Annotated in this window: 23 protein-coding genes; 13 read left to right on the forward strand and 10 right to left on the reverse strand. The window is 54.5% G+C overall.

Going from position 1 to position 24,635, the window contains the following annotated elements:
* Nucleotides 1–47: 47 nt before the first annotated feature.
* The 7 genes from C8N40_RS01050 (at nucleotide 48) to bla (ending at nucleotide 6,840) form a co-directional block, all read left to right on the forward strand.
* Nucleotides 48–536, forward strand: coding sequence for a hypothetical protein (locus tag C8N40_RS01050; protein WP_108209961.1), 489 nt, complete (start codon nucleotides 48–50; stop codon nucleotides 534–536).
* The gene (locus C8N40_RS01055) at nucleotides 533–901 is read left to right on the forward strand and encodes a DciA family protein (protein WP_245904935.1); all 369 of its coding nucleotides are present in this window, start codon (nucleotides 533–535) and stop codon (nucleotides 899–901) included. The genes C8N40_RS01050 and C8N40_RS01055 overlap by 4 nt, the downstream gene beginning before the upstream one ends.
* Before the next feature lie 284 nt (nucleotides 902–1,185).
* Nucleotides 1,186–2,649, forward strand: coding sequence for a formylglycine-generating enzyme family protein (locus C8N40_RS01060; RefSeq protein WP_108209962.1), 1,464 nt, complete (start codon nucleotides 1,186–1,188; stop codon nucleotides 2,647–2,649).
* A 116-nt stretch (nucleotides 2,650–2,765) separates the two neighbouring features.
* Entirely contained in the window at nucleotides 2,766–4,010 is a 1,245-nt protein-coding gene (locus C8N40_RS01065; protein ID WP_108209963.1) for a T9SS type A sorting domain-containing protein, read from the forward strand.
* Between the two features lie 61 nt (nucleotides 4,011–4,071).
* The gene (locus tag C8N40_RS01070; RefSeq protein ID WP_108209964.1) at nucleotides 4,072–4,629 is read left to right on the forward strand and encodes an acyl-CoA thioesterase; all 558 of its coding nucleotides are present in this window, start codon (nucleotides 4,072–4,074) and stop codon (nucleotides 4,627–4,629) included.
* A 93-nt stretch (nucleotides 4,630–4,722) separates the two neighbouring features.
* Nucleotides 4,723–6,105 carry a M28 family metallopeptidase gene (locus C8N40_RS01075; RefSeq protein ID WP_108209965.1) on the forward strand — a complete coding sequence of 461 codons (1,383 nt, stop codon included), beginning with the start codon at nucleotides 4,723–4,725 and terminating at the stop codon, nucleotides 6,103–6,105.
* A 12-nt stretch (nucleotides 6,106–6,117) separates the two neighbouring features.
* Complete coding sequence (gene bla / locus C8N40_RS01080; protein ID WP_108209966.1) at nucleotides 6,118–6,840, forward strand: subclass B1 metallo-beta-lactamase; 723 nt, start codon at nucleotides 6,118–6,120, stop codon at nucleotides 6,838–6,840.
* Between the two features lie 109 nt (nucleotides 6,841–6,949).
* Here the strand turns inward: bla and C8N40_RS01085 are convergent, their stop codons facing one another.
* Both C8N40_RS01085 and C8N40_RS22535 read right to left on the reverse strand, forming a co-directional pair.
* Entirely contained in the window at nucleotides 6,950–7,672 is a 723-nt protein-coding gene (locus C8N40_RS01085) for a head GIN domain-containing protein (RefSeq protein ID WP_108209967.1), read from the reverse strand.
* A 365-nt stretch (nucleotides 7,673–8,037) separates the two neighbouring features.
* Entirely contained in the window at nucleotides 8,038–8,214 is a 177-nt protein-coding gene (locus tag C8N40_RS22535; protein ID WP_170113990.1) for a hypothetical protein, read from the reverse strand.
* Between the two features lie 256 nt (nucleotides 8,215–8,470).
* Here C8N40_RS22535 and C8N40_RS01095 point away from each other — a divergent pair, with 256 nt between their 5' ends.
* From C8N40_RS01095 to C8N40_RS01105, 3 genes are all read left to right on the forward strand, one after another.
* Complete coding sequence (locus C8N40_RS01095; protein ID WP_108209969.1) at nucleotides 8,471–9,277, forward strand: N-formylglutamate amidohydrolase; 807 nt, start codon at nucleotides 8,471–8,473, stop codon at nucleotides 9,275–9,277.
* A gap of 141 nt (nucleotides 9,278–9,418) precedes the next feature.
* The gene (locus C8N40_RS01100; protein WP_108209970.1) at nucleotides 9,419–11,257 is read left to right on the forward strand and encodes a peptidase MATCAP family protein; all 1,839 of its coding nucleotides are present in this window, start codon (nucleotides 9,419–9,421) and stop codon (nucleotides 11,255–11,257) included.
* Between the two features lie 38 nt (nucleotides 11,258–11,295).
* Nucleotides 11,296–12,345 (forward strand): glutathione synthetase, encoded by a 1,050-nt coding sequence (locus tag C8N40_RS01105; protein WP_108209971.1) that lies wholly within the window; start codon nucleotides 11,296–11,298, stop codon nucleotides 12,343–12,345.
* Nucleotides 12,346–12,894: 549 nt separating this feature from the next.
* Here the strand turns inward: C8N40_RS01105 and C8N40_RS01110 are convergent.
* A complete protein-coding gene (locus C8N40_RS01110; protein WP_108209972.1) occupies nucleotides 12,895–13,353 on the reverse strand; it encodes a hypothetical protein in 459 nt (152 codons plus the stop codon).
* Nucleotides 13,354–13,414: 61 nt separating this feature from the next.
* On the reverse strand, nucleotides 13,415–16,048 hold the full coding sequence (locus C8N40_RS01115) for a DUF3857 domain-containing protein (protein WP_108209973.1): 2,634 nt from the start codon (nucleotides 16,046–16,048) through the stop codon (nucleotides 13,415–13,417).
* Nucleotides 16,049–16,204: 156 nt separating this feature from the next.
* Here C8N40_RS01115 and C8N40_RS01120 point away from each other — a divergent pair, with 156 nt between their 5' ends.
* Nucleotides 16,205–18,055, forward strand: coding sequence for an ABC transporter ATP-binding protein (locus C8N40_RS01120; RefSeq protein WP_108209974.1), 1,851 nt, complete (start codon nucleotides 16,205–16,207; stop codon nucleotides 18,053–18,055).
* A gap of 60 nt (nucleotides 18,056–18,115) precedes the next feature.
* Here C8N40_RS01120 and C8N40_RS01125 read toward each other — a convergent pair whose 3' ends face one another.
* Nucleotides 18,116–18,955, reverse strand: a complete 840-nt coding sequence (locus tag C8N40_RS01125) for a 3-keto-disaccharide hydrolase (protein WP_245904937.1) — start codon at nucleotides 18,953–18,955, stop codon at nucleotides 18,116–18,118.
* Nucleotides 18,956–19,150: 195 nt separating this feature from the next.
* Here C8N40_RS01125 and C8N40_RS01130 point away from each other — a divergent pair, with 195 nt between their 5' ends.
* The gene (locus C8N40_RS01130; RefSeq protein WP_425440650.1) at nucleotides 19,151–19,276 is read left to right on the forward strand and encodes a hypothetical protein; all 126 of its coding nucleotides are present in this window, start codon (nucleotides 19,151–19,153) and stop codon (nucleotides 19,274–19,276) included.
* 4 nt (nucleotides 19,277–19,280) lie between these two features.
* Here the strand turns inward: C8N40_RS01130 and C8N40_RS01135 are convergent, their stop codons facing one another.
* The 5 genes from C8N40_RS01135 to C8N40_RS01155 all read right to left on the reverse strand — a co-directional run bounded on the left by C8N40_RS01135 (nucleotide 19,281) and on the right by C8N40_RS01155 (nucleotide 23,640).
* Nucleotides 19,281–20,021: a DUF2490 domain-containing protein gene (locus tag C8N40_RS01135; RefSeq protein WP_170113991.1), complete on the reverse strand. Its 741-nt coding sequence runs from the start codon at nucleotides 20,019–20,021 to the stop codon at nucleotides 19,281–19,283.
* An 83-nt stretch (nucleotides 20,022–20,104) separates the two neighbouring features.
* On the reverse strand, nucleotides 20,105–21,526 hold the full coding sequence (locus C8N40_RS01140) for an FAD/NAD(P)-binding protein (protein WP_108209976.1): 1,422 nt from the start codon (nucleotides 21,524–21,526) through the stop codon (nucleotides 20,105–20,107).
* A gap of 354 nt (nucleotides 21,527–21,880) precedes the next feature.
* A complete protein-coding gene (locus C8N40_RS01145; protein WP_108209977.1) occupies nucleotides 21,881–22,312 on the reverse strand; it encodes a hypothetical protein in 432 nt (143 codons plus the stop codon).
* 140 nt (nucleotides 22,313–22,452) lie between these two features.
* Complete coding sequence (locus C8N40_RS01150) at nucleotides 22,453–22,917, reverse strand: fasciclin domain-containing protein (protein ID WP_108209978.1); 465 nt, start codon at nucleotides 22,915–22,917, stop codon at nucleotides 22,453–22,455.
* A 93-nt stretch (nucleotides 22,918–23,010) separates the two neighbouring features.
* On the reverse strand, nucleotides 23,011–23,640 hold the full coding sequence (locus tag C8N40_RS01155; RefSeq protein ID WP_108209979.1) for a rhomboid family intramembrane serine protease: 630 nt from the start codon (nucleotides 23,638–23,640) through the stop codon (nucleotides 23,011–23,013).
* 211 nt (nucleotides 23,641–23,851) lie between these two features.
* On the opposite strand from C8N40_RS01155, the gene C8N40_RS01160 reads away from it, so the two are divergent.
* Nucleotides 23,852–24,523 carry an HAD family hydrolase gene (locus tag C8N40_RS01160; RefSeq protein WP_108209980.1) on the forward strand — a complete coding sequence of 224 codons (672 nt, stop codon included), beginning with the start codon at nucleotides 23,852–23,854 and terminating at the stop codon, nucleotides 24,521–24,523.
* Nucleotides 24,524–24,635 lie beyond the last annotated feature (112 nt).

Raw genomic sequence — 24,635 nt, forward strand, 5'->3', positions numbered from 1 at the left:
TGATTTAATGCTATAAAAATACTTGCGCCCCACAGACCATTAACAAAATGAATAAACTTATACTTGCCTTTGCCGCCATGCTGGCTCTGGCTTTGGATCTTCAGGCACAGGCGCCAATTAAAGAAATAGAAGTATATGATTCGGCCAGGGGGCTCGTCTTCTCCAATAACGGGTACCGTCTTTCTAAAGGTGAGGTTAAAAACCTACTAAAGACCAATACTGAAGCTTATGAACGCTTTAGAGGTGTTGACAAAACAAGAGCTATAACATCTGTTATGGCGGGTACAGGCGGGTTTATCGTTGGTTATTCTTTAGGCATGCATATTTCGGGAAAAGAGCCAAACTGGAATCTAGCTGGTGTCGGCGCAGGATTATGTCTTTTGACAGTTCCGTTTACTATTAAGTATAACAAGGAAGTAAAAGCTGCTGTCAAACTTTACAATGAAGGGCTTGAGACAGCATGGGTAAAGCCAAACCAGAAGGAATATATATTAAGTTCTGCTACTAATGGGTTAGGTCTTTTACTCAGTTTTTGACCGCTACCTTTAACAACATCCACTCATTCAAAATTAAACCCATGCGCTACTACAAGAAGAAAGAGGCGATTGACAAACGCAAGGCTGACATCCAACCGATTGGAGAGAGCCTGAAGGCGCTGATGCAGGCCTACCGGCTGGACGGCAAGCTGAGCGAGGTGCAGCTGGTGCAGAACTGGGAAAAGATCATGGGCAAGCCCATTGCCCTGAAAACGCAGCAGTTATACTTTAAGGAAGGCAAACTGTTCGTGAAGCTCACCTCTGCCCCGCTCAAGCACGAGCTCAATATGTCGAAGAGCAAGGTGGTGGAAATCCTGAATACAGAGGCGGGCAGCAACGTGGTGAAGGACATCGTGTTCCTGTAAAAATTGCACTCCTTTACTTATTTTCTGTATCGACACTGTTATCGCTTTCAGCACAGCGCAATTATACTATCATCCAGACATTTCAAAATCAGCCTTCGATAATCACCTGGCAGCTAAACATATACTCAAAGACACTCCTCTTTAAAGACTTGTACTATTGGCATTTAAAATATATAGCAAAAACCATATAGTATAATTATTTAATTGTACTACAATATTTTACCTGTGTTATATGGGCTGATTGCTATACTTTTGCACCGATTTCAGCAATAAGCTTTTAGCTCATGTACCGGTTTTTACTTTTATTTTTTAGCTTTCTGGTTTGTTTTTCAGCTTCTGCAAACAACATCCGGGTAAGCAATGTTGCACTGAGCAACCAGAACCCCACCGAAAAAACCACCACCGTCAACTTCAACATCAGCTGGGACAACTCCTGGCGCCTCTCTGTGGGCCAGCAGAACTGGGACGCAGCCTGGGTATTTGTAAAGTATCAGCCCAGCGGCAGCCAGCAGTGGTACCACGCCAAACTGAAACCGAGCGGCCACACCGCCCCCACCGGCTCCACGATAGACGCGCCTGCCGATGGTATGGGCGCCTTTATTTATCGCGCCGGCCCTGGCTCGGGCACTTTCTCGCTCACGGATGTGGGCCTGAAGTGGGACTACGCCGCCAGCGGCCTCACAGACGGTGCCCTGGTAACCGTGAAAGTGTTTGCCATCGAAATGGTGTACGTACCGCAGGGCGCTTTTTACGCCGGGGATTTCGGTACTTCCCGCGGTGCTTTCAAAAAGGGCTCAGGCGATACCCGCCCATGGGATATAACAAGCGAGGCGGCTATCTCTGTTGCTAACGTTGCATCAAACGGATATTACTACACGGCTACCTCTTATACTACCTTGGCTAATGGTGCCACCTTTTCTATTCCGGCTTCATTTCCAAAGGGTTTCCAGGCTTTCTACTGCATGAAGTATGAAATCTCGGAGGAGCAGTGGGTGGACTTCTTTAACACCCTCACCACCCCGCAGAAAAACACCCGCAGCATCAAAACTACTGGCGCAGTGGCAAATCGTAATACCATTAGTTGGACAGTAGGAAGTGGAGACGCCACCACACAGGCCCCAAACCGCGCCTGCGGCTTTCTGAGCTGGATGGATGCCGCCGCCTATGCCGACTGGGCCGGCCTACGCCCCATGACGGAACTGGAGTTTGAAAAGGCCGCCCGCGGTAACATGGATGCCGTTGGCGGAGAGTATGCCTGGGGCAATGGCGACTACATCACAAATGTAACAGCCGTAGAAAATGATGGCACTCCCGCTGAAGGCAGCAACACAGAGGGGGCCAACGCCAACTACGGTAATACCGGACTTTTGGGCCCTGTTCGGGTAGGCATGTTTGCCACCGCCACCTCCGACCGCGAGAAGGCCGGTGCTTCTTACTGGGGCATCATGGACCTGAGCGGCAACGTGTGGGAGCGCGCGGTAAGTGTAGGCCATACAACGGCGCATCCTTTCGACGGCAGGCACGGCGACGGGGAATTGAGCGGCGATGGCAATGCCACGGTAGCCAACTGGCCCGGTGCCTCAGGCGCTATCAACGAAGTAACAACCGCAGCAGGAGCCGGTTTTAGAGGGGGCTCTTGGGTTACACCTATTGCAGAACTGCGCATTTCGGATCGATTCTGGGCAACATACAACTACAATATCCGCCGCAACGATTTCGGCTTCCGGGCCGTGCGTACGGCTCCCTAAATAACAAAGGCTGAATCTATACTTGCCTGTCATCCTTAAACCTCCTGCCAAAGGTGCGTTTCCTGTCTTTAGTTATAGTGCTCCTACTTTCCTGCGCTATACTTTGTGCTGCAACCTTGGCACAAAGTATAGCGCAGGGTGGGCCGGTATTTACAGGCGGCGAAGGTGGTGGCTCCGCGTCTGCACAATCAACTGCTCCGCTTACCTTAGCCGGTTCTCCCTTTTCGCTGCCTGTTTACCAGGGGGGCAACGGCCACGGGAGCAGTTCCGCACAGCAACAAACGCCTGCCACCCTCTCCGGCCAGGCGGTAGCCCAAACACTTTACCAGGGCGGGCCATCCGATGGTTATACTTCTGCAACCAAAGACACGGCCGTAACCTTATCCGGCCAGACAAGCAATATTCCGATCTTTAAGGGAGGAATAGCCGACGGCGCAGCCGCTGACGAAGCCAGGGTGTTAACGCTTGGGGGCGGCACCCTGGACCTGACCCTGTACAAAGGCGGCGACGGCGACGGGTGGGGGCGGGCTACATTAGCCGCGGAAAAAGCACTGGATGGCAACGCCTATACTCCTACCCTGTTTTTTGGGGGAGTCTCCGATGGCTGGGCAATGGCGGCCTCCAAAGACCAGACCTTGCAGGGCGAAGTACTGCCACTATCGCTGTACCAGGGCGGGCAGGGCGACGGATGGGCGCTTTATACTTCCAAAAGCCAGTCGCTGGACGGGGCGCAGGAAGACCTGGTGCTGTTTAAGGGAGGGATGGGCGATGGCTACCATACAAGCGTGTTCATCTCTCAAGCTCCTGCTACTCCCCTACCCGTGGAGCTTGCCTTCTTCAGTGCTCACCGCCTCAATAACGAGCAGGTGGAGCTGCGCTGGACGACCGCCTCGGAGCAGGACAACGCCGGATTCGAAGTATGGCGCAGCGACAACACAACCAAGGCATGGCAGCGGCTGGCTTTTGTGGAAGGGGCCGGCAACTCAGTCGTTACCCGCCGCTATACTTTCCGGGATAACAATACCCATACCGGCACCTCCTATTACAGGCTCAGGCAGATTGACCATGATGGCACGGCCACCTTCTCCAAAACAGTGGCTACAGCTGGCGCGGACTTTAGCCGGAGAACGGCCGCTGCATGGCCTATTCCGGCCGATGATTACCTGACCGTGCAGGCACCCGACGTAGCACAGCCAGCTTCGCTGCAGCTCTACAGCGCCGACGCCCGCCTGCTGCTGCAAAGGCAGTTCACCAACAAAACCGAGCTGGACCTGCGCCATCTTCCCTCTGGTTTATACTTCCTGCATGTTTTTCAGGCAGGTCAGTCTCCGTCTATTATTAAGGTAATGAAGGCGCCTTAAGGATTTTGTATCTCAGGGCGGTGGCCTCTCCGTATATTCCTGATAGACTATACTTTGTTCTATGACCGATGCATTGCACTTCCGCCCTGTTTCCTACTCCCGTACCACTCTTACCGAGCTTATGATCCCGAGCTATGCCAATTTTGGCGGCAAAATACACGGCGGTATACTTCTCTCCCTGATGGACAAGGCCGCCTACGCCTGCGCTGCCAAGCATGCCGGCAACTACTGCGTAACGGTTACCGTGGAGGGGGTACATTTTCTGCAGCCCGTGGAGGTGGGCGAGTTGGTATCGCTGAAGGCCTCGGTAAACTATGTGGGCAATACCTCGCTGATGGTGGGGATACGGGTGATAGCGGAGAACGTGAAAACAGGCAAAATAAAACATACAAACACCTCTTACTTCACCATGGTAGCCAAAGGCGAGGACGACAAACCCACTCCGGTACCCGGCCTGATCCTGGAGACCCGCGAAGACGGCCGCCGTTTTCTGGAAGCCATCAAGCGGCGTGAACTCTCACAACGTTACCAGGCAGAACTTGCCACCTCCAAGACCATACTTCAGGTAGAGAAGGAGCTGCACCTGCTGCAGAAAGAACGCTGCAAAGTGGCGTTTTAGCCCGGCGTGTCCGGTGACGAGCAGTAGCCGTGCTTCCCATTATTCCCATATCCTTTGTACCTTGTATCTCCGATTATACTTTACAACAGATACATGATTACAAGATCTACCCTTACATCCCTGCTGGCCGTGGTGTTGATGGCCGGCTTATACTTCACCAACCTACCAACCGGCACAGCCCAGACCATTGTGCGCCAGGACGAGGAAATCAAAAAGATGGTGGAGGAAATCTCTGCCGCTAACCTGGAGGCACTGGTACGCAAACTAGCCTCGTTTGACACCCGCCACTCGCTGAGCACCCTGAAAGACAAGAAAAAAGGCGTTGGTGCGGCCCGTGAATGGGTGAAAGCTGAATTCGAAAAGTATGCACAGGCGTCGAGCGGGCGCATGACCGTGGAGCTGGACAAGTATAACGTGAAGGCAAACGGGCAGCGCATTCCGCAGGATGTGGAGCTGGCCAACGTAATGGCAACCCTGAAAGGCACCGACCCCAACGACGACCGCGTGCTCATCATCAGCGGGCACCTCGACTCGCGCAACACCGACATCATGGATGCCAAAGGCAAGGCCCCTGGTGCAAACGACGATGGCTCCGGGGTAGCAGCCGTGATGGAACTGGCCCGCATCATGGCCTCGCGCCAGTTTCCGGCTACCATCATTTTTGTAGCTGTTACCGGCGAGGAGCAAGGCTTACTGGGTGCCCGCCACCTGGCCGAGAAGGCCAAGGCCCAGAACTGGAACCTGATCGCCATGCTCAACAACGACATGATCGGCAACTCCTCCTCTGATGAGACAGAACTGCGCAACAACATGCAGGTACGCATTTTCAGCGAAGGCATCCCGGCTGTGGAGACCGAAGAGCAGGCCCGCATGCGCCGCGCCACCAACCGCGAAAACGACAGCGAGAGCCGCCAGTTGGCCCGTTACATGAAAGAGATCGGCGAACGCTACGTAGACCAGCTCGAAGTGAAACTGGTGTACCGCAACGACCGCTTCCTGCGTGGCGGCGACCACACCCCCTTCAGCCAGAATGGTTTCCCGGCCATCCGCGTGTGCGAGATGAACGAGAACTACCGCCACCAGCACCAGGATGTGCGCGTGGAGAATGGCGTCCAGTACGGCGATTTGCCTGAGTTTATCGACTACGAGTACATGCGCAAGAATGCGGCGCTTAACCTGGCCTCGCTGGCCAACCTGGCCTGGGCCCCGTACGCGCCGGCTAACGTGGGCGTCAACATCAAAAACCTGACAAACAAAACCGATCTGCAGTGGGAAGCACCGGCCAAAGGAAAGCGCCCGGCGGGCTACTATGTGCTGATGCGCGAAACCAGCAGCCCGGTGTGGGAGAAAAAATTCTTTGTGCAGGATACGAACGTAACGCTGCCTTACTCTAAGGACAACTACTTTTTTGCCGTGCAGGCCGTAGACGCCGAGGGCCACGAAAGCCTGCCTGTGTTTCCGGTGCCCGTGCGCTAAGTATACCTCAACATGAAGCGATTACTGTATTTTATACTTTGCCTGCTCCTGCTGATGCCCGCTTATACGTTGCAGGCGCAACAGCAGGAGATAAAGGTAACCAAGCTAGCGCCTAACGTATGGGTGCATACCTCCTATAGCACGTATCAGGGCGTTTCAGTCCCCTCGCATGGATTGGTGGTTGCTACCAAAGAGGGCGCGGTGCTGGTGGATACCGGCTGGGGCAACGAACCCACCGAGCAGCTGCTGGCCTGGGTAAAAACCAACCTGAAGCAGCCGGTAAAAGTATGCCTGCCCACCCACTGGCACGACGATAAGATAGGCGGCATGAAAGTGGTGCAGCAGCAGGGCATTCCGGTGGTTACTTCTGCGCTGACGGCCATACTTGCCGCTGAAAATGGCAAAGGCACCCCGGACGTTACTTTCGCCACAGACACAACGTTTACCATCGGTGTGCAGCAGTTTGAAGTATACTTCCCCGGCGGCGGGCATACCCTCGATAACGTGGTGGTATACTTGCCGCAGCAAAAAATCCTGTTCGGTGGCTGCCTGGTGAAAGACCTGCAGGCAACCACGCTGGGCAACACCGCCGACGCCGACCTGAAAAGCTGGCCCTTTGCCATTCAAAACCTGCAGCAGCGCTACCCCAAAGCAAAAACGGTAGTGCCCAGCCACGGTCCCTGGGGCGACAAAGCCTTGTTGAGCCATACACTGGAGCTGCTGCAAAAACGGTAAAGTATAAAACGAGAGGCCAGGCCGCTTTGGGCACCGGCAAGTATGGGTATAAAAAAATCAACCCCGAGGCAGGGCTGATTTTTTATATAAGCAGTTGTATTCTCTGCGCTTATAGTTTGCCTACCCGGGCTGCGGAGGTTACGTCAGAGGTAATGGACGGCGAGCCTTTGTAGTATACCGATGATGCCCCCGAGGCATTGATGTCCAGCCCTTCTTTGGCAAACACCTTTACGTTGCTGGCGCCGCTGGCATTTACCTGTACCTGCTGCGCCTCCAGCTCCGAGGCCTCCAGCTTAGAGGCTCCCGACAGCTGCATGTTCACATCCCCGGCCTTGCCCAACAGCTCCACCTTGCTGGCGCCGCTCAGGTTGCCTTTTATCTGATCTGTGGCAATGGTTAGCTTCAGGTTAGAGCCGCCGCTCATCTCCAGTTTCAGACCCGGCGATTTAAAGCTGGAGTTACCCACCACTTTCACGCCGCCGCTGATGCTTATACTTTCCAGGCTCTTCAGCGTAACATAGGCCTTCATACTCTTGCTCGTGCTGATGCTCTTGTCGTTGTAGATGTGCAGGACACCGTTGCGCACTTCCGTCTTGATGTTGTCGAGCAGGTTTTCCTGCGCCTCCAGGCGAACGCCCTCGTTGTTGCCCTGCGTGAGCTCCACCACAAAGCCGCCGCTGACCTGTATTCCCCTTATGTTAGAAACATTTCTGTTCTGAGACTTTATCTCTCCGCTGCCCCGCAGGTCTTGCGCGTTTACGGTGGCGCCCAGCAGCAGTAGCGAGAAGCACATCAGCCCCAAAACCACTTTTTTCAGATTAAAATTTTCCATAGTACCGACTTTAAGCGTTAGTAGATTAAGATGATGAAGTATGTTACGTTTCCCTAAAGATGTGATTTTTCGAAGAAGGTTGCTTGCAGAATCAACTTTTTTTGAATCGCCTTATTCTCCAACGTCTTTTCCAGCTCCTTACTTACCAAAAGCAGTAAGTTGGCCGCATCATGTATAGGCTGGAAGTATAAATCGCGGGTAGCAAAGGCAGCTCTTGAAACGACAGTCGCTGTCAAGGCGGGGGTGACAGAAAGTATGGGTTCACTGCCAGGTAGTAGCACTGCAGTTCCGGCAGGGTTTAGCAATGGGGCGCCCTGAGAGATACATGCCCGAATAAGAGCTTGCCGCCCGCAAAAGTACGGTGCTTATTCTATAGCAGGTTTCAGCAGCAGGCCGGCAAGCAGCCCGGTAAGGTACAGCAGCGCCAGGGGCAGCAGTTGCCCTATTTCTACCACTGCAGTATCGTGCCGCAGACAGTACATCAGCAGACCTATCAGAAAAGTGCCGCAAGCAAACAGGATGGATTTGTAAAGCTTCGTCATAGGCAAAAGATAGAATATTATACAATACCTATACTTTATTATCTTTCAATAAGTTACCAAAAAGTTAACTCGAAAAGCAAATAATGTTTGCACATACTTACAGCGCTTTCAAAAAGATGCAAACCAGGTTATAACAGGTGTTATTCTGCCCCACATAGGCACAAAAAAATGCTATCAGGTGAAATCGTGCTGTCGGATCACCACCGCATAACCTTCAACCAACGGAAAGGGTAAAATGGTACACGAATAAAAAGCCATGACACAGACCAAAGTAGACACGGTATACTATAGCATTACCCGCGGCGACAGCCCCCTGGTAGCCACAGCCATCCACAACGGGCACGAGGTACGCCACAACTTGCGGCCCCTGTTCAACCTTACCCCTGCAGAACGACTGCGCGAGGAAGACCCTTTTACAGGCGAGTGGGTGGATGTCACCGACAACCAGATTGTGGGCCATTACTCCCGTTTTGAGCTGGACCTGAACCGCCCACCCGAAAAGGCCATCTACCGCAAACCCGAGGACGCCTGGGGCCTGCAGGTCTGGAAGGAGACGCTGCCCGAGGAGCTGGCCAAGGAGTCGATGATGCGCTACGATAAATTTTATGAGGACGTAAAGCAGATGCTGGGCGAACTGCTGAGCGAGCACGGCTGCCTCGTCATCTATGACCTCCATACTTACAACCACCGCCGCGAAGGCCCCAACGGCCCCGCTGCCGACCCTGAAGGCAACCCGGAAGTGAACATCGGCACCGGCAACATGAACCGGGAGAAGTGGGCACCGGTGGTGGAGGCGCTCATGCACAGCCTCGGCAACTACAATTACCGCGGCCGGAGGCTGGACGTGCGCGAGAATGTTAAGTTTGAAGGGGGCCACTTCATGCGCTGGATTCACGACACCTTCGGCGACAGGGTGTGCGTGATGAGTATCGAGTTCAAGAAATTCTTTATGGATGAATGGACCGGCGAGCCCGACCGGGCGCAGGTGCAGGAGATACGGCAGGCACTGCAGCAAAGCACCCGCCCCGTACTGGAGGCGCTGGCGCAGGTATGCCAGGTGTAATTGCGTATGTCGTAGCACGTATCACGTAGCACGATGTATGAATCTTTAAGTTTAAGTCGTGATTCGTGCTACGTGATACGAAGAAGCCTCTATCTAAGACCTCATACAATCCTCACCCTAACCGGCTGAGCACATTTAGCCATGATTGAAAGTATAACCGAAGATTTCATCAGGAAAACAACCCGGAGCCTGAAGCGGGGCAAGCAGGTGCACCGCCGCCTGCCCGACGGCGGGCTGCTTTACATCGACCGCCCCCTGCCCTTTCTTATACTTTTCCGCCACCCCACAGGCCAGCCCGACCACGCCACAGCCAACTTTCTCAAAGCCTTTGCTTCCTACATCATCTCGCATGAGGATCGCACCGAAGAGCTACGCCCGCTGGTGCAAAGTATAGCGCAGGCCATGGCCGGCAAGTTTGGGGCTTTTATGATTATAGAGTTGACGGCTGCCCCTACCCCGGATGCGCCGTTGTTCAAAGTATTGGGGCCGGAGGAGCAGCTGCCTACCACCACCCAGACCCTGGAGAAAGAGCTGCAAAGTATAAAGCTGACCGGCATACCCACTTCTGTGGAGGTTGCCAGTAACGCGCCGCTACTGCAGGAGCCGCACTGCCTGCTGCCCGAGGAGCAGCTGAAGAAATATAGTATCCTAATGCTGGGGCTTCAGCTGAAGCCTATTTACAAAAACGCCGACGGAACCGTATACCCACTGCTGCTGCGCGCGCTGCGCCAGAAGCTGACCAACGCCCTCATGAAGACCGTTTTTAACTTCGTGAGCGTGCAAACTACCCATAAGCCGGTGCATTTCCAGGCGCTGGGGCGGCATGCGGTCAACCGGGTGGCGTGGCGTATCGACCAACAGCTGGCAAGTATAAGCGACCAGTTCCGGTTCCTGCTGCTGGTGACGCCCGTCAACAACAACGAGGCCTGGGAAGAATTCAGGAAAGCAAAGTATAACAAGGCGCCTACCTTCCACTACCGCCTCATGCCCATCGATGCCGACCAGCTCAAGCGCAAACTCTACAACATCCCCATCGAGAAGGTAGACGATCCCACCCTGGGCTACCTCTTCCGCGACAAGCGCCACGAGCTGGACAAGATGATCACCATGCTCTCGGACCGCAACACGCCTGATTTTCTGTACAGCAGCATGCAGCTCTATGGCACTGTGGACGATCAGCTGCTAAAAGTGGCCGAAGGCATCCTGGCCGCCGTACCCGCGCCCGATCAAAGTATAAAAACTGAGTTTATGCCTGTACCCGAGTTTGTAGCGCAGGCCGAGCAGGAGATTGCTTTTTTGCGGGAGCAGTACCCGGCGCTCGACTCCGGCGTGGATGTGCGGGACGACGTGGTGGGGCTAATCGTATCCAAGGGCAGGCTTAACGTGGGCACCGACGCCAGGATTCCGCGCCACCGCGCCCAGGCCCTGATCCAGCACGAGGTAGGCACCCACATCCTGACCTACTATAACGGCAAAGCGCAGCCGCTGCAGCAGCTCTACGTGGGCAGCCCCGGCTACGAGGAGTTGCAGGAGGGGCTGGCCGTGCTGAGCGAGTGGCTGGTGGGCGGGTTGGATCAGGCCCGGATGCGCACCCTGGCAGCGCGCGTAGTGGCCGTGTACCACCTGACCAAAGGCTGCAGCTTTACCGACAACTTCCGGCGGCTGAAGGAGGAGTACCATTTTGACGACGAAGCAGCCTGGAACGTGACCATGCGCGTGCACCGCGGCGGCGGCCTTACGAAAGACGCGGTCTACCTGCGCGGCCTGGTGCACCTGCTCGAGTACCTGAAGGCTGGAAACGAGCTGGAGCCGCTGCTTATCGGCAAAATCCGGCAGGACTACATCCCCATCGTGCAGGAGCTCATCTACCGCCGGGTGTTGCGCCCCATGCCCCTGCGGCCGCGCTACCTCCTCGACCCGCAGCTCCAACCCAAGCTCGAACAACTAAAAGCCGGTATTTCAGTATTTAACCTACTGTAATCTTCCGACCAGTTCAACCAACATTCATTATCACCCACATGACAATAGGATTTGTAGTAAACAACATAGAGACGGAGAAGCCGGGGTACTCCACCATTTTCCTGGCGCAGCGCATGCACAACAAAGGGCACCAGGTATACCTGATGGGCGTAGGCGACCTGGCCTACTACCCCGACGGCTACATGGGCGCCGAGGCCGTGCACGCTGACCCCAACCATAAGTACAAATCGCCAGCCACTTACCTGGAGGCCATCCAAGGCGAGAAAGCCCGGAAAGTACGTGTTACGGCTCCTGAGCTGGATGTGCTCATGCTCCGCAACGACCCCTCTTCGGAAGGGGAAGGGCGCGCCTGGGCCCAGAGCGCCGGTATCATTTTCGGGCAGCTGGCCCTGCGCCACGGCGTCATCGTGCTCAACGACCCGACCAAGCTTTCCGATGCGGTGAACAAGATGTACTTTCAGCACTTTCCGGAGGAGGTGCGGCCGCACACGCTCATCACCCGCGACAAAAACGAGATACGGGAATTTTTCGAGGCGCAGAAGAACAACATCATCCTCAAGCCGCTGCAAGGCTCGGGCGGGTCGGGTGTGTTTTTGGTAAAAAAGGATGACGCCACCAACCTGAACCAGATCGTGGAGGCCATCAGCCGCGACGGCTACGTGATTGCCCAGGAGTACCTGCCCCAGGCCGTGGAAGGCGACGTGCGCCTGATTGTAGTGAACGGAGAGGCGCTGCAGTACAAGGGAAAATACTGCGCCATACACCGCGTTACGGGCAAGGACGACATCCGCAGCAACATACACGCCGGTGGTTCCTCGCAGGCAGCCAAGATTACCCAACCCATGCTGGATCTGGTGGAGCTCGTAAGGCCCAAGCTGATACAGGACGGGATGTTCCTGGTGGGGCTCGACATTGTGGGCGACAAGCTGATGGAGATAAACGTGTTTAGCCCCGGCGGCCTGGTGAATGCCAGCGAGCTGGAGGGAGTGGACTTCTCGGAGCCGATTATAGCGGCCCTGGAGCGAAAGGTACACTACAAGAAAACCTACGATACCCAAATCAGCAACAAGACGGTGGCTATGATCTAGCACACCTACAGGTGCTATACTTTAAAAGCAGGAGGCAGCTCCTGCTTTTTTATTTTCTGAGGCACTATTTCTTATACTTCAGCCGGTGTTATAACGTTATTCAACCAGAGCATACCTTAGTTTGCGCCGCTTCTTATTTTATTAGAAGCGCCTCCAAACTGTAAACAACTGTGCTTTAGAGACTTATTATGATTAAGAGGAGAGAATAGCGGATTTGGAAAAATCTTTTCTGATTTTCCTTTTGAAAGAAGAAATTAAGGGGTAATTTTGCACCCGAATTGAGAGAGGTACTTTACCGGAGGGCTAATATAGTACAACATATACTTACCATACAAGCCTTGTTGCGATTTTTTTCTAAAAATTTTTTGATGCCGCAACATCAATTCAAGAGGCAGCAAGCATTAATAGCAGGGCCTCCACTTAAAGAGACGTTAGTACACAAAAGATAAGGTTAGATAAAGTTTAGATTAGTTTAGTTTGTTTTAAGGTGAGAGAAAGCCCCGTCATTAAATGGCGGGGCTTTTCTCATTTTATACTTTATACTTCATTTTATACTTCGTCTTGCACCAGCAGCCAGCCTGCCAGCACAGCCAGCGGCAGAACGGCCAGCACCAGCTTCAGCACCACGCCCGGAGCTGCCGTGCCCGAGCGCCAGGAGCCCTTGCTGAAAGTATAACGGCCGCTTACTACCAGCGAGAAGAGCACCAGCACAGCCAACAGGATATGCAGTATTTGCAGCACCTGGGGCACCTCGGCGCCGGCGGCCCATACCCGCAGGCCCACGCGCACCAGCCACGGCACCATGGCCAGCGAGCACAGCAGAGCCAGCAACGTGCCCACCTTAATCCGGAACAACGTAATCCAGGAGGCAACCCCAAATAGCGTCATCCCCGCCAGCAGGGCCGTATCGGAGTACACATTGTGCTGCGCCGCTACATAGCCCCTGAAAAAAAGTATAACCGTTGCCATGGCAACGCCCGTGAGAAAGTATAGCAGATACCGCGTCATATAAGGGTATCATACTTTAAAAAGGCCTTTTCGGATACCGGAAGTTCTGCTAAGCTATACTTTATGAAACCTGTGCCTCTTCTTCTGCCGCGGGCTGCTCTTCTGCCTGCTCGTGGTTTGGCGCTTGGAGACGCTCCACAAACGTGCATTTCACCCGCGAGGACACCAAAAAGTATGGAATCCAGATACAGGCGCCCACCAGGGAGCGGAACAAAGCGGAACCGATGTCGCCGCCCGGCAGGCTGATGGAAAACGCATAGACAACCAAGAGCTCGAACAGCACAAAGCCCAGGGCGCTCCCATAGAAGACAACCATCAGCCTTGGCACGCTGGTGCGGCGTTTGAGGTAGAGCGTTAGCAGGAGCGCGTTAAACACCAGAAAGGCGATGTTCATGACAAACTCCAGAAAAAGCAGGCCTGCCAGCGCAGGCGAGTAGGCCCCCGAGCCGGTATCCAACAGGCCCTGCCACAGGTTGCCGTTAAGGAAACCGCTCGTAAGGAAAGCAGACAGAATGCCTAATGGGGAGAGGATCAGCCCGATCAACGGTGCGATAACCCAGCCCCCTATCCTCTCGGCATCGTAGGCCGACACATCGGCCAGCGGCTCCGGGTCCCAGAAGTATAGCTTGTAGGCGGCAAAGCCAAAAGTGCCCAGCAGCACCACCAAGGCCAAAACCATACCCCAGCTCACTTTAAAGTTGCTCACGCTCTCCACGAAGCCTTTGTTATAAGTAAGGCCGTAGGTTATGTTGTCGAGCATGGCCTTTTGGTTGCGCAGGTAAGTAGGCGTTGCCTCGGCAGTGACATGGTCTGCCTTCGTCTGGTACATCATGTCGATATCCAGCTCGGTGCCGTTGGGGCTATAGGTAACCTTCTTCGTGAACAGGAAGGCATCGTCCTCTATCCGCTGCGTGGCGTTATCCACCGGCCAGGCCTGTGGCAGCAGCACCCGTATACTTAGCTCCACGTGCACGGGGTGGCCCAGCGCCATCGGCATGGTGCGCTTGCTGCTCTGCAGCTGGTTGATGTAGCCTGTCATAGCCAGGGGCGAGAACCAGCCCTCCAGCACCTGGTCGTTGCTATGCTGCGGCTGCCAGAAACCCGGAATCTTATACTTCTCCACTACGATAAACTTGTTGGCGTACTCGTAGTCTTCCACAACCGGATCTGCGGCTATCTCAATTTCGGGGTAGATGTTGGCGTAGAAGTCGAGGTAATTCTTCTTGATGTCCTGGATGCTGGTAGTGGCAAAGCTGCTTCGCTGGCGATCGGCATCGGCTCCGGTGTACTCGGTGCGCACCTCCAGCACCACATCCTCCTCTATACTTTGGATGTGGTAAATCTCGCGCACCTTTACAGTAGGCGCCTTCGCCACGGGCTGCTCCACAGGGGTAAGCGCCTTTGCCCCCGGCTCCAGCACCAGCGCCTGGCCATAGGGCGGCAGGTAGGTGCTGGCAAAATCGCCGCGCTGCTTGCTTAGGGTGGCATCGTACCAGAAGTGCGCCCCGCCCAGCATTTCTACCCGCACAATGCAGTGGTTAAAGGCAAACGGAGAGGCAGGCAAATCCTGAATGTGGCCCTGCAGCGTGGTGTTCACCAGCGCCGGGCTTGCCTTAATATTCATCTGCCGCAGCATGTACACCAGCAGCAGCGCCTTGTCTTTACAGTCGCCGAAGCGGCTTTGGAACACCTCGTTTGGCTGGCGTGGCTTAAAGCCTCCTATACCCGCTTCAAAGCCCAGATAGCGCACCTCATCCTGCACCACGCGTAGCGCGGCTATTACCCGCCCTTCGTCGCTGCCAGCCACTGCCTTGATGCTGTCTATCTTTGCCTGAAGGCCCTTATTTGGTTTTTCCTTCACCTCGTAGAGTGGGAGCGCCCACGTGGCCACCTCCTGCCAGTTTTCATACTCCGACACATACACGCCGGGGTATGGGTCGTACCATACGGGGATGTTGTTGTCCACGTGGGTGGCGGGCAGGTCTTTCAGGTGCCAAGTATAGGTTTTGGCTCCGTTAGCAGAGGTAACGGTGGGCTTGGGCGCGTCGCGGTGGTACTTGAAGTGCAGTTTCCGGGCCTGGGGTACGATGATGTTCACCAGCATTTCATCCACCGGGTCGTACTGCTGCAGGTTAAAGGAGGCGAAAAACTTGCCGTCGAACACGGGGTTACGCCCTTTCAACGTATAGGCATAGTCTACCACGTCGCCCACCCGGATGTCGTCCAGCACCAGGATAGCAGTCAGGCTCTCGTCGTAGATGCCCGCATCCATACCCGCCTCGCGCTGGATAACCTTTACTTTGCTCAGGTCGAGCTTATCAATCGCCTTCCCGTTGCGCCACACCTGCACCCGGTGCAGCTGCAGCTGCTCGTAGCTCGGGTCAAAGCTCAGTCTGATTTCGGAGGAGTACTGCACGCCCTCTTCGGTCAGGAGTTTGTAGGTGTTCTGGCGGTATACCTCCTCCCGCTCCACCTCGTGCTGCAGGCTCAGAAGCAGGTAATGAAAGCCGCCGTTCACGTCGTTAGAAGTGATGCTGGTAGCGTTGCGCAGGGGTAGTTTCTTCACCCAGCCTGGCTCAGGAGTAACAGACACGCCCCTGGGGGCAGCCACGGCAGCGCTTTGCCACAGGCAGCACACAAGCAGCAGCAGCGTAAGGGCTCTGTTAAGTTTGTTTTCTTTGTAGAAGTGCGTCATATAGTACTAAGCTTTAATAATTTGCGCGTTAAATATAGTACAATTTATGTTATGAGCAGAAGCCGCCAGGTGAAAAACGATGTCCCAAAGCGAGGTCCGCTTAAACAATTCCCGCTGCTGCCTGTATAGTTATATGGCCCTGCCCAAAGTATGCCTATGAACAAGGAGCGAAAAGGAACGAGAGACACGACAAACCAACAAGATAAAAAAAGCCTGCGCGAGCAGATGGGCGCACTGAAGAACCTGCCCAAGTTCTTCCGACTAATCTGGGAGACAAGCCCTGGCCTGACGATTGCCAACCTGCTGCTGCGCCTGGTGAAGTCTGCCTTGCCGTTGGCCATGCTTTATGTGGGTAAGCTCATCATTGACGAGGTCATCCACCTGATCGACGTGACCGGGGAGCGGAACCTGACCTACCTCTGGACGCTGGTGGCGCTGGAGCTGGGTCTGGCCGTGGTTTCGGACCTGATTAACCGGGGCATTACGCTGGTGGACAGCCTGCTGGGCGATTTGTTCTCCAACCGCACGTCGGTGGTGTTGATTGAGCACGCTGCCAAACTAGATCTGGCGCAGTTCGAAGACGCCACCTTTTACGACAAGTTGGAGCGGGCGCGGCGGCAGACAGTCACGCGGGTGGTGCTCATGTCGCAGGTGCTCTCGCAGGGGCAGGACATCGTGACGATTGGCTTTCTGGCGGTGGGTTTGATTGCGTTTAACCCCTGGCTCATCCTTATACTTTTGGTAGCCGTTATACCTTCGTTCCTGGGCGAGACGCACTTTAACGAGCGCAGCTACTCCCTCTCCCGCTCCTGGACGCCCGAGCGCCGCGAGCTGGATTACCTGCGCTACATCGGCGCCTCCGACGAGACGGCCAAGGAGATCAAGACCTTCAACCTCTCGGGTTTTCTGGCGAAGCGCTTTAAGGAGCTGTCAGATAAGTATTACCTGCTCAACAAGAACCTCACCATCCGCCGGGCCGTTTGGGGCAGTGCCCTCTCCGCGCTGGGTACCCTGGCCTACTACGGAGCCTACATTTTTATACTTTCCGCTACGGTAACGGGTGCTATTACGGTGGGTAGCCTCACCTTTTTGGCCGGCTCGTTCAGCAACATGCGGGGCCTGCTGCAGGGCATTATGACCCGCTTCTCCCAGATAGCCGAGAGTGCCTTATACTTGCAGGATTTGTTTGATTTCCTGGAGCTGCAGCCGCTGATCACGCCTCCCACCAATCCGCTGCCCGTGCCACGGCCCATTCAGCAGGGTTTTACCTTCGAGGGCGTCGGCTTCAAGTACCATAACTCCGAGAAATGGGCGGTGCGGCACCTGTCCTTCCATCTAAGGGCTGGCGAGAAACTGGCGTTGGTGGGCGAGAACGGGGCTGGAAAAACGACGCTGGTGAAGCTGCTGGCCCGCCTGTACGAACCCACCGAGGGGCGTATACTTTTAGACGGGGTAGACCTGCGCGAGTATGATTTGAATGACCTGCGTCACCAGGTGGGCATTATTTTCCAGGATTACGTGCGCTTCCAGATGACGGCCTCCGACAACATCGCCATCGGGCAAATCAGCAACATCGGGGATAAAGAGCGGATACAGGGATCTGCCCAAAAGAGCCTGGCCGATTTGGTTATTCAGCGCCTGCCGGACAAGTATGACCAGGTCCTGGGCAAGCGCTTTAACAAAGGCGTGGAGCTGTCGGGGGGCGAGTGGCAGAAGGTGGCCCTGGCCCGCGCCTACATGCGCGACGCGCAGCTGCTCATCCTCGACGAGCCTACGTCCGCCCTGGATGCCCGCGCCGAGCATGAGGTGTTCCTGCGCTTCTCGGAGCTGATAGAGGGCCGCACCGCCGTGCTCATCTCCCACCGCTTCTCCACCGTGCGCATGGCCGACCGCATTCTGTTTCTGGAGCAGGGGCAGCTAAAGGAACTGGGCTCGCATGAGGAACTGCTGGCGCAGAACGGCAAGTATGCCGAGCTGTTCCACCTACAGGCGAAGGGGTATTTGTAAGCCGGCTATACTTAGAACTATACGTCATTTGCTGCCTGCTTAGGGCTTTGCCTCGCCGGGCTAATCCAACTCCCTGATTTCTACCTTCCGGAAGTCGATGGCCTGGCCCTCGCTTTGCAAGGCGATAAATCCTTCGCTGAGGAGTTTACCGTCCTGTTTTATGGCCGGGTCAAAGTTATTGACCACACCGCCGCCAATCTGCGGTTGGGTATACTGCAGCACCGTATCGCCGTTGATGATGTGTTTCACCAGCGAATCCCCTAAAACGATAAGCTCCGCCCGTACCCACTCGTCTATGCCATAGGTTTTAGAGCTGGAGTTGATGCAATGTACGGGGGCTATCTCTCCTTCAAACACCACTTCGGTGCCCGGCGAGCACATATTGCCCGTGGGGCGCGGCTTGCCGTCTTCCAAAGCTGCCAGAAACTGCATCTCCACCGATATAGGCCAGTCCTGCTCACGCGGCATTGTTCTCGGATCCTGGGAGTGGAACATGACGCCGCTGTTTCTCTTCGTATACCCGGGAGCATCTTCCTGCCATTCATCCACAAAGCGGTACTCCACCACCAGATGGTAACGGGAAAACGGTTTTTTGTAATACAGGTGCCCAAACTGGTCGTTGAAGTCGCCATACTGGTCATAGCGCACTTTCAGGATTCCGTCCTCTACCCGGAACGTATTGCCGAAGTTTTCTCCCACCTCGTGGTGATGGATCTTCACAATCCAGTCGTCCATGTCCTTCCCGTTAAAAAGAGACACCCATTCCGCTTTCTTTTCTTTCTCTACGGTGTCAGTATTTGCCTGTTCCGGTGCTGAAGGTGTGCAGGCCAGCAGCATGAAAGGGAAAACCCACATTATCCGGTTAGCCGTGCGTTTCCAAAAGGTGATTTCTTTTGACATGATGTAAGCGTGAAAGAAAGTATGATGTAAACAATGGCTTGCTATTTACTCGCAGCAAAGGCCCTGAATCTGCTAATATAGGTAGCTTCTGTTAAATCAGCCCTATTATCTACACTTACGTCTTTTGTAAGATTCTCTTTCAGAACGGAAAAAGTATGGAAAGTCCGCATCATCTCCCACCACTCCACCGCGCGCATGGCTGACCGGATTCTGTTTCTGGAGCAGGGGCAGCTAAAGGAACTGGGCTCGCATGAGGAACTGCTGGGGCAAAACGGCAAGTATACCGGGTTGTACCACCTGCAGGCGAAGAGGTACCTGTAAGGCGTTACTCTGCCGCGTCCGTCTCCTTTCTTCTCAGGTTGATTTTATGGCTGACGATCAGGCGAATGATGTCCCGGCTATAGAATTGGCTTCCGGAAGCCCGCTGCTGAAACCACTTTAAATACCCTGCTTCCAGGTTTATACTTTTATGAACGGGATAGCTCAGGCCCAGGTAAATACGGTTCTGGTCAAACCTGTTATTGGCCACTCGCTTTCCGGCGTTAATCATGATTTCATCGTTTACCCGAACCCTCAAAGCCTGCTGCCGGATGAGGAAGAGCGGGTACTCCAGCGTTAAACGGTACCGGAAGCGGTAGATGGCCTGGTAGCCCTCGGCCAGATCCCCATTGGCAGTGTTTCTAAAGTAGCGCCTTTCTGCGCGGTACCGGTGGGCAATGGTCAGTTTGTTTAGCGCCTGCCTGTAATCGAGTTGGAGGTGTGGCCGAAGCTCCGGCACCACCAGGTTTTCGGCAGATGCCGGGTCTTGCGGGCTCTGCAGGAAGTAGGTAAAGCCAACGGAGGCATCCCAGCTGTTTCCCAGCGTACGCCGCAACTGGCTCCGGACAAGAAACTGGTGCTGCGCATCGGGGTTCATGAACCGCCGCTCCTCCACCTCGGTGTTTACCACCCATCTGGGGTGCAGTTCCAGCGTGTTGTGGTACCCATACCATATCAATTGCTGATGCGTCACCTGCTTGGCAGTGCCCTGAGAAAGAGCACAGGAAACAGCCAGCAAATACGCCATGACAAAGCAAAGGCCATATGCTAAGTATGAACACACCATCCTGTTTTCCGCTGTCCTGAGATTTTTTTGCTCTGTGGCAGGCATCAGATTGCCTGTTGCGCCTTCACCCAGGCACTATTACTGCGAGTGAGCTCTTGCGCCAGGTCATGCGCCTGCTGCCGTATCTCGCGCAGCGCGGTGGACTCATACAGCATACCTTTCCGGGAAGGGCCCAAAGTATACAAGCCGGCAATGGGCTTTCCCGCTTTGCCCAGCAGCGCGCCGCCAGGGGTGGTTACCAGGCCCAACTTCAGCTCGTCGGGCACTACCATGCCATCCGCCAGTAGTTGCCGGACCAGCGGAGCCTGTATTTTGGCAAAGTCAGATTGCGGGCCGGTGCAGTTAATGACCCGGGCTACTGTTAACTGTTCCTGGTGAGCATGCTTTCTTCGCTTCAGCGTAACGCAGGCCCCTTCCCCTAGCTGCTGTATATCCACAATACTTGCTGCGATTACTTCCAGCTGCCCCTCTGCCTGGAGCTGTTGCAGGAGCGCCGCCGAGCTGGCAGGCATGCGGTGGCGGTGTGTCTCCCAGTAAGGCCGGAGGTGGCGAAGGAAAGCCTTTTTTTCCTGAAGAGAGAAAGCCTGCCAGATAACGGGGATGTCGTCGCGGAGCGCATCCAGCACGTCCCTCCAGGTATAGCCGTTTGCCTCAGCCCGGGTTATCTCTCTTCTGATGAAGCGGAAGGTTTCCAAGGCCGACAGCCCGGCATGCAGCGGCAAACTGATTTTAAGAGGGTAAGGCGCCGTACCGACGTCGCACGGTTGGGGCAGCAATCCATGCCGCGACACTACGTAAATCGTCCCCTTATGCCCCTGCGCCTGCAGGCTACCCACCAGGTCTACCATGGTCAGGCTGGAGCCAATGAGCAGTACCGGGGCCTCTGCAGGCAGGTTTGCCAGCGCCTTCGCTGACCAGGGCGAGGCAACGTATAAGTCGCTTTGGTAAAACTCCGGATGCGGGATGGGCAGGCTGGCCGGCGGGAAATTCCCGAATGCCAGCACGACCTTATCGGCTTGTATCGCCTCGCCACTTCCGAGCTCAATCCGAAAAGCAGCTTCTTCTCTTTTTACGGCAATAGCCTCGTCGTACGCCCGGCTAAACGTTACGCCCTTGCCTTTACGCGCCTCTGCCTCCAGCAAGCGCGCCTTCAGGTAATCGCCGAAAATATGCCGGGGTATAAAATCTGTCTCCCTTACGGGCAAGCTGAGGTGGCGGCTATACTTGTGTTGGTGTTCTGCCAGCCAGGTATAGAAGTCATCGGGTTTATCAGGAAAAAGGCTCATGGAGGCTGCAGGAACGTTCAAGGGTTGAAAGGGCAACTGGCTGGCGTAGGCTATGCCCCGGTGCATCCTGTACCTGTCTTGCTCTACAAGGCATATTGTGGTGCCGCCAGGGGCATTTTGTAGCAAATGGATGGCTGTCAGCGTGCCGCTTAGCCCCCCTCCTATAATCCCAATCACCATGGTTGCTGTTGTTAATTGCCTGAAAATATTCTGAGCTGCCAGAAGACCTGTTGCTTGGCGGCCTTCTGCTCCGGGGAATCTGGGAGGTAGCGCAGGTTTGCACCACTCACCCTAGCTAAAAAGTACCTTCGTTTTACGGGAGCCGTCTTTCAGGGTTGGTGCGCGGCCTTGTTCTGCCCGGCCAATTCAGGGGCAGGCCATGCAGCTATACTTGCGCTACAAAAGTGCCAGCTTCTTTGCGTTATCCACGTGGAACATCCTCAGCTACAAGGGAGAGGCAACTGTATGGGGTAAGCTTAGGGGAAGCTAGAACAGACCTGACAGCTATGCTTATACTTTTCTGTACTTATACTTTTACTCCTGATCTAACCAGGCTACGGCCTCCTCGTAAGTGTCAAACCTTTTCGACAGCAGGTGGCTCTGCGACAGCGTTTCCTCTACCTGCAGCCTGGCAATGCGGTCGGTGGGGCACACAAAGGCGCTTTTGCTTAGCCCTGCTCCTTGCAGCAACTCGAAAGCCTCTATGTGCAGGCTCATAACAGCCTGCGGATGGGTAATGAGGGTGCTTAGATCCAGCAGTAGCTTAAAGCCCGGTTTCACGGCAGCCTTTGCCTTTTTGAGGTCCGGGAGGTAATCGGGCACCAGGGCCAGGTTCTTCCAAAAGCCTTTGATGATAAAGTGCAGGCTGTTTTTATGCGGAATGTACAGCAGCGTGTAGCACTGGTTTTGGGCAATCAGTGTGTGCGCGTTATCCTTAACTAGGTCCTTATCGTCGGTGCTGTACATGCTTTGATAACATACGCATAACACGCATGCTATACTTTATACTTTCTAAGGTAAAGTATAAACTTAAGTGCTTTCTGATTGCACGGATAGTACGGCTCGAAATTCTTTATCAGATTGATAGGAAGTATACTTACAGATGGCTAGCTGCGCATCAGGCCGCCCAGCCCGTGCACCACACCGTTTTTAAGCCGGAGGTTGGGCTGCTCTACACGGATGCCGTTAGCGAGTACGCCGTCTTTTTGGCGGAAAAACTTGATGCTCGCAGTACCACATATCGATTTAAAAGGTTTGCCATCTTTCAGGTCCTGCTCCAGGTAAGCACCCCGCACAATGTGGCTGGAGAGTATGGCGCGCAGGCGCTCCGGCGACTCGTTACTTATACTTTGCAGGGCACTCTCCGGGGGGGCGAAAAAGGTAATCTGTTCATCGCCTGACAGCAGCGGCGAAAAACCGGCCTTGGTAACCAGGCCGGCTAGCACCGGACGCTCCCGCACCAGGTACTCCATTATCGTCTGGCTCTCCTGCGCCTGTGCAGCCGGAAACCAGGCTATATACAGTACAATTAGCAGGATGCCAATAAATCGGTTCTTCAGTTTCAGCCTCATGGCGAATAGGGTTGTATCTGCTATGTTATACGTAGCAAACCTCCTAAACGCTGGCTTTACCTTATACTTGACTGCAGTTTATAGTGCAATTTCCTAGAAGATGCTCCACTGCCAGCCCGCTATCTGCCTGAAAAAGTTTGGCAGGGCTGCCGGCACCAGCGCCAGGCTCAGCACAAAGCCGTATACCGCCCCATAGAAGTGGGCGTCGTGGTTGATGTTGTCGCCCATGCGCTTGCCGGAGTAGTAGGAGTAAATCATGTACAGAATGCCGAAGATGAAGCCTGGCAGGCACAGGAAAGCGAAAAGGCAGATGTCCAGCGTCGGGAAGAAGAGGATGCTGGAGAACACAATACTGGCCACACCGCCCGAGGCACCCAGCGCGCGGTAAGGCGGGTCGTTGCGGTGCTTAAAGTAAGTTGGGATATCCGATATGATGATGCCGCCCAGGTAAACGAGCAAGTATAACAGCAGGCCAGTCGTAGAACCGTAAGCCGACTTAAACACATACTCCACTACATCGCCGAAGAAAAACAGCGTGAACATGTTGAACAGCAGGTGCATGAAATCGGCGTGCAGGAAGCCGGAGGTAATAAAGCGGTACCAGGAGTTGTCGCGCTGTATGGCATAGGGATGGAAGATCCATTTGTGCATCAGGCCCTGGTTTTGCCAGGCGTACAGCGAAATGCCAACAGTGATAATGATCAGGATAATGGTAACGCTCATGCTTTTCTTCTGAAGAGGTGGTGGAATGAATCAGAACAAAGATAAAAGACAAAGCCGAATGCTGCCTACTAAATATTGCCGCTTTCGCTGCGTTTATACTTTACAGGTCACCAAAACCGGCTCCGGAAGTATGAAACCCGGTTGACGAAAATATTGCTTATCTTACCACAAACCCCTATTCATGCCTGCCGAAAGGCACTAACATCACCCTATGGAAAAATTTGTAATCTTCGACATGGATGGCGTCCTCGTAGACAGCGAGCCCATCCACATGGAACTAGAGAAACTGCTTTTTAAGCAACTGAACATAGATGTATCCACCACCCTGCACCATAGTTTCGTGGGCATGGCGCCTAAAAGAGTATGGGAAAAGCTGATCCAGGAGTTCAGCCTGACTCATAGCGTGGAGGAGCTTTTCCAGCTCGAAAAGGAGGTGAAGCACGCCGAGCTGCAGGCCAGGCAAATCCAATGCATCCCGGCCGTAGATACCCTGTTGGCTACCCTGAAGGAGAACGGCTACCGCCTCTCCGTGGCTTCCTCCTCCCCCCACCTCATCATCGACCTGGTTCTAGAGAAGCTGGACTTCAGGCATTACTTCGACTATGTGGTGAGCAGCGAGGACGTGCGCGACGGGAAACCCTCCCCGGACATCTTTCTGGAAGTGGCGCAGCGTTACCAAGTAGCACCGAGCCGGTTTATTGTGATAGAGGACAGCAGCAACGGTGTAAAAGCCGCCAGGGCCGCCGGCATGAAGTGCATCGGCTATAAATCCGCTAACTCCGGCAATCAGGACCTTTCCCTGGCCGATTTGGTAACAGAGGATTTTAGCCGATTGCGCCTGGAGGATTTCGAAAGGCTACGCAAGGACGCTGCTAATGTATAAACCTCTCAAACTAGCAAGACCATTTCATTCTCTTTATTTTGTCATCCTGAAAGGATCTTGGTAGCGTGTAGTAGAGGCTTAACCTCCCTTCTACCAAGTTTCTTTACAGAAT

Source organism: Pontibacter mucosus, from assembly GCF_003054055.1.
Classification (GTDB): Bacteria; Bacteroidota; Bacteroidia; order Cytophagales; family Hymenobacteraceae; genus Pontibacter; species Pontibacter mucosus.

Excerpts from the sequence above, each read along its gene's own strand:
- C8N40_RS01050 (WP_108209961.1), top strand. The coding sequence starts at position 48 with ATGAATAAACTTATACTTGCCTTTGCCGCCATGCTGGCTCTGGCTTTG.
- C8N40_RS01060 (WP_108209962.1), top strand. The coding sequence starts at position 1,186 with ATGTACCGGTTTTTACTTTTATTTTTTAGCTTTCTGGTTTGTTTTTCA.
- C8N40_RS01070 (WP_108209964.1), top strand. The coding sequence starts at position 4,072 with ATGACCGATGCATTGCACTTCCGCCCTGTTTCCTACTCCCGTACCACT.
- C8N40_RS01075 (WP_108209965.1), top strand. The coding sequence starts at position 4,723 with ATGATTACAAGATCTACCCTTACATCCCTGCTGGCCGTGGTGTTGATG.
- bla (WP_108209966.1), top strand. The coding sequence starts at position 6,118 with ATGAAGCGATTACTGTATTTTATACTTTGCCTGCTCCTGCTGATGCCC.
- C8N40_RS01085 (WP_108209967.1), bottom strand. The coding sequence starts at position 7,672 with ATGGAAAATTTTAATCTGAAAAAAGTGGTTTTGGGGCTGATGTGCTTC.
- C8N40_RS22535 (WP_170113990.1), bottom strand. The coding sequence starts at position 8,214 with ATGACGAAGCTTTACAAATCCATCCTGTTTGCTTGCGGCACTTTTCTG.
- C8N40_RS01095 (WP_108209969.1), top strand. The coding sequence starts at position 8,471 with ATGACACAGACCAAAGTAGACACGGTATACTATAGCATTACCCGCGGC.
- C8N40_RS01100 (WP_108209970.1), top strand. The coding sequence starts at position 9,419 with ATGATTGAAAGTATAACCGAAGATTTCATCAGGAAAACAACCCGGAGC.
- C8N40_RS01105 (WP_108209971.1), top strand. The coding sequence starts at position 11,296 with ATGACAATAGGATTTGTAGTAAACAACATAGAGACGGAGAAGCCGGGG.
- C8N40_RS01110 (WP_108209972.1), bottom strand. The coding sequence starts at position 13,353 with ATGACGCGGTATCTGCTATACTTTCTCACGGGCGTTGCCATGGCAACG.
- C8N40_RS01115 (WP_108209973.1), bottom strand. The coding sequence starts at position 16,048 with ATGACGCACTTCTACAAAGAAAACAAACTTAACAGAGCCCTTACGCTG.
- C8N40_RS01120 (WP_108209974.1), top strand. The coding sequence starts at position 16,205 with ATGAACAAGGAGCGAAAAGGAACGAGAGACACGACAAACCAACAAGAT.
- C8N40_RS01125 (WP_245904937.1), bottom strand. The coding sequence starts at position 18,955 with ATGTCAAAAGAAATCACCTTTTGGAAACGCACGGCTAACCGGATAATG.
- C8N40_RS01130 (WP_425440650.1), top strand. The coding sequence starts at position 19,151 with ATGGCTGACCGGATTCTGTTTCTGGAGCAGGGGCAGCTAAAGGAACTG.
- C8N40_RS01135 (WP_170113991.1), bottom strand. The coding sequence starts at position 20,021 with ATGGCGTATTTGCTGGCTGTTTCCTGTGCTCTTTCTCAGGGCACTGCC.
- C8N40_RS01140 (WP_108209976.1), bottom strand. The coding sequence starts at position 21,526 with ATGGTGATTGGGATTATAGGAGGGGGGCTAAGCGGCACGCTGACAGCC.
- C8N40_RS01145 (WP_108209977.1), bottom strand. The coding sequence starts at position 22,312 with ATGTACAGCACCGACGATAAGGACCTAGTTAAGGATAACGCGCACACA.
- C8N40_RS01150 (WP_108209978.1), bottom strand. The coding sequence starts at position 22,917 with ATGAGGCTGAAACTGAAGAACCGATTTATTGGCATCCTGCTAATTGTA.
- C8N40_RS01155 (WP_108209979.1), bottom strand. The coding sequence starts at position 23,640 with ATGAGCGTTACCATTATCCTGATCATTATCACTGTTGGCATTTCGCTG.
- C8N40_RS01160 (WP_108209980.1), top strand. The coding sequence starts at position 23,852 with ATGGAAAAATTTGTAATCTTCGACATGGATGGCGTCCTCGTAGACAGC.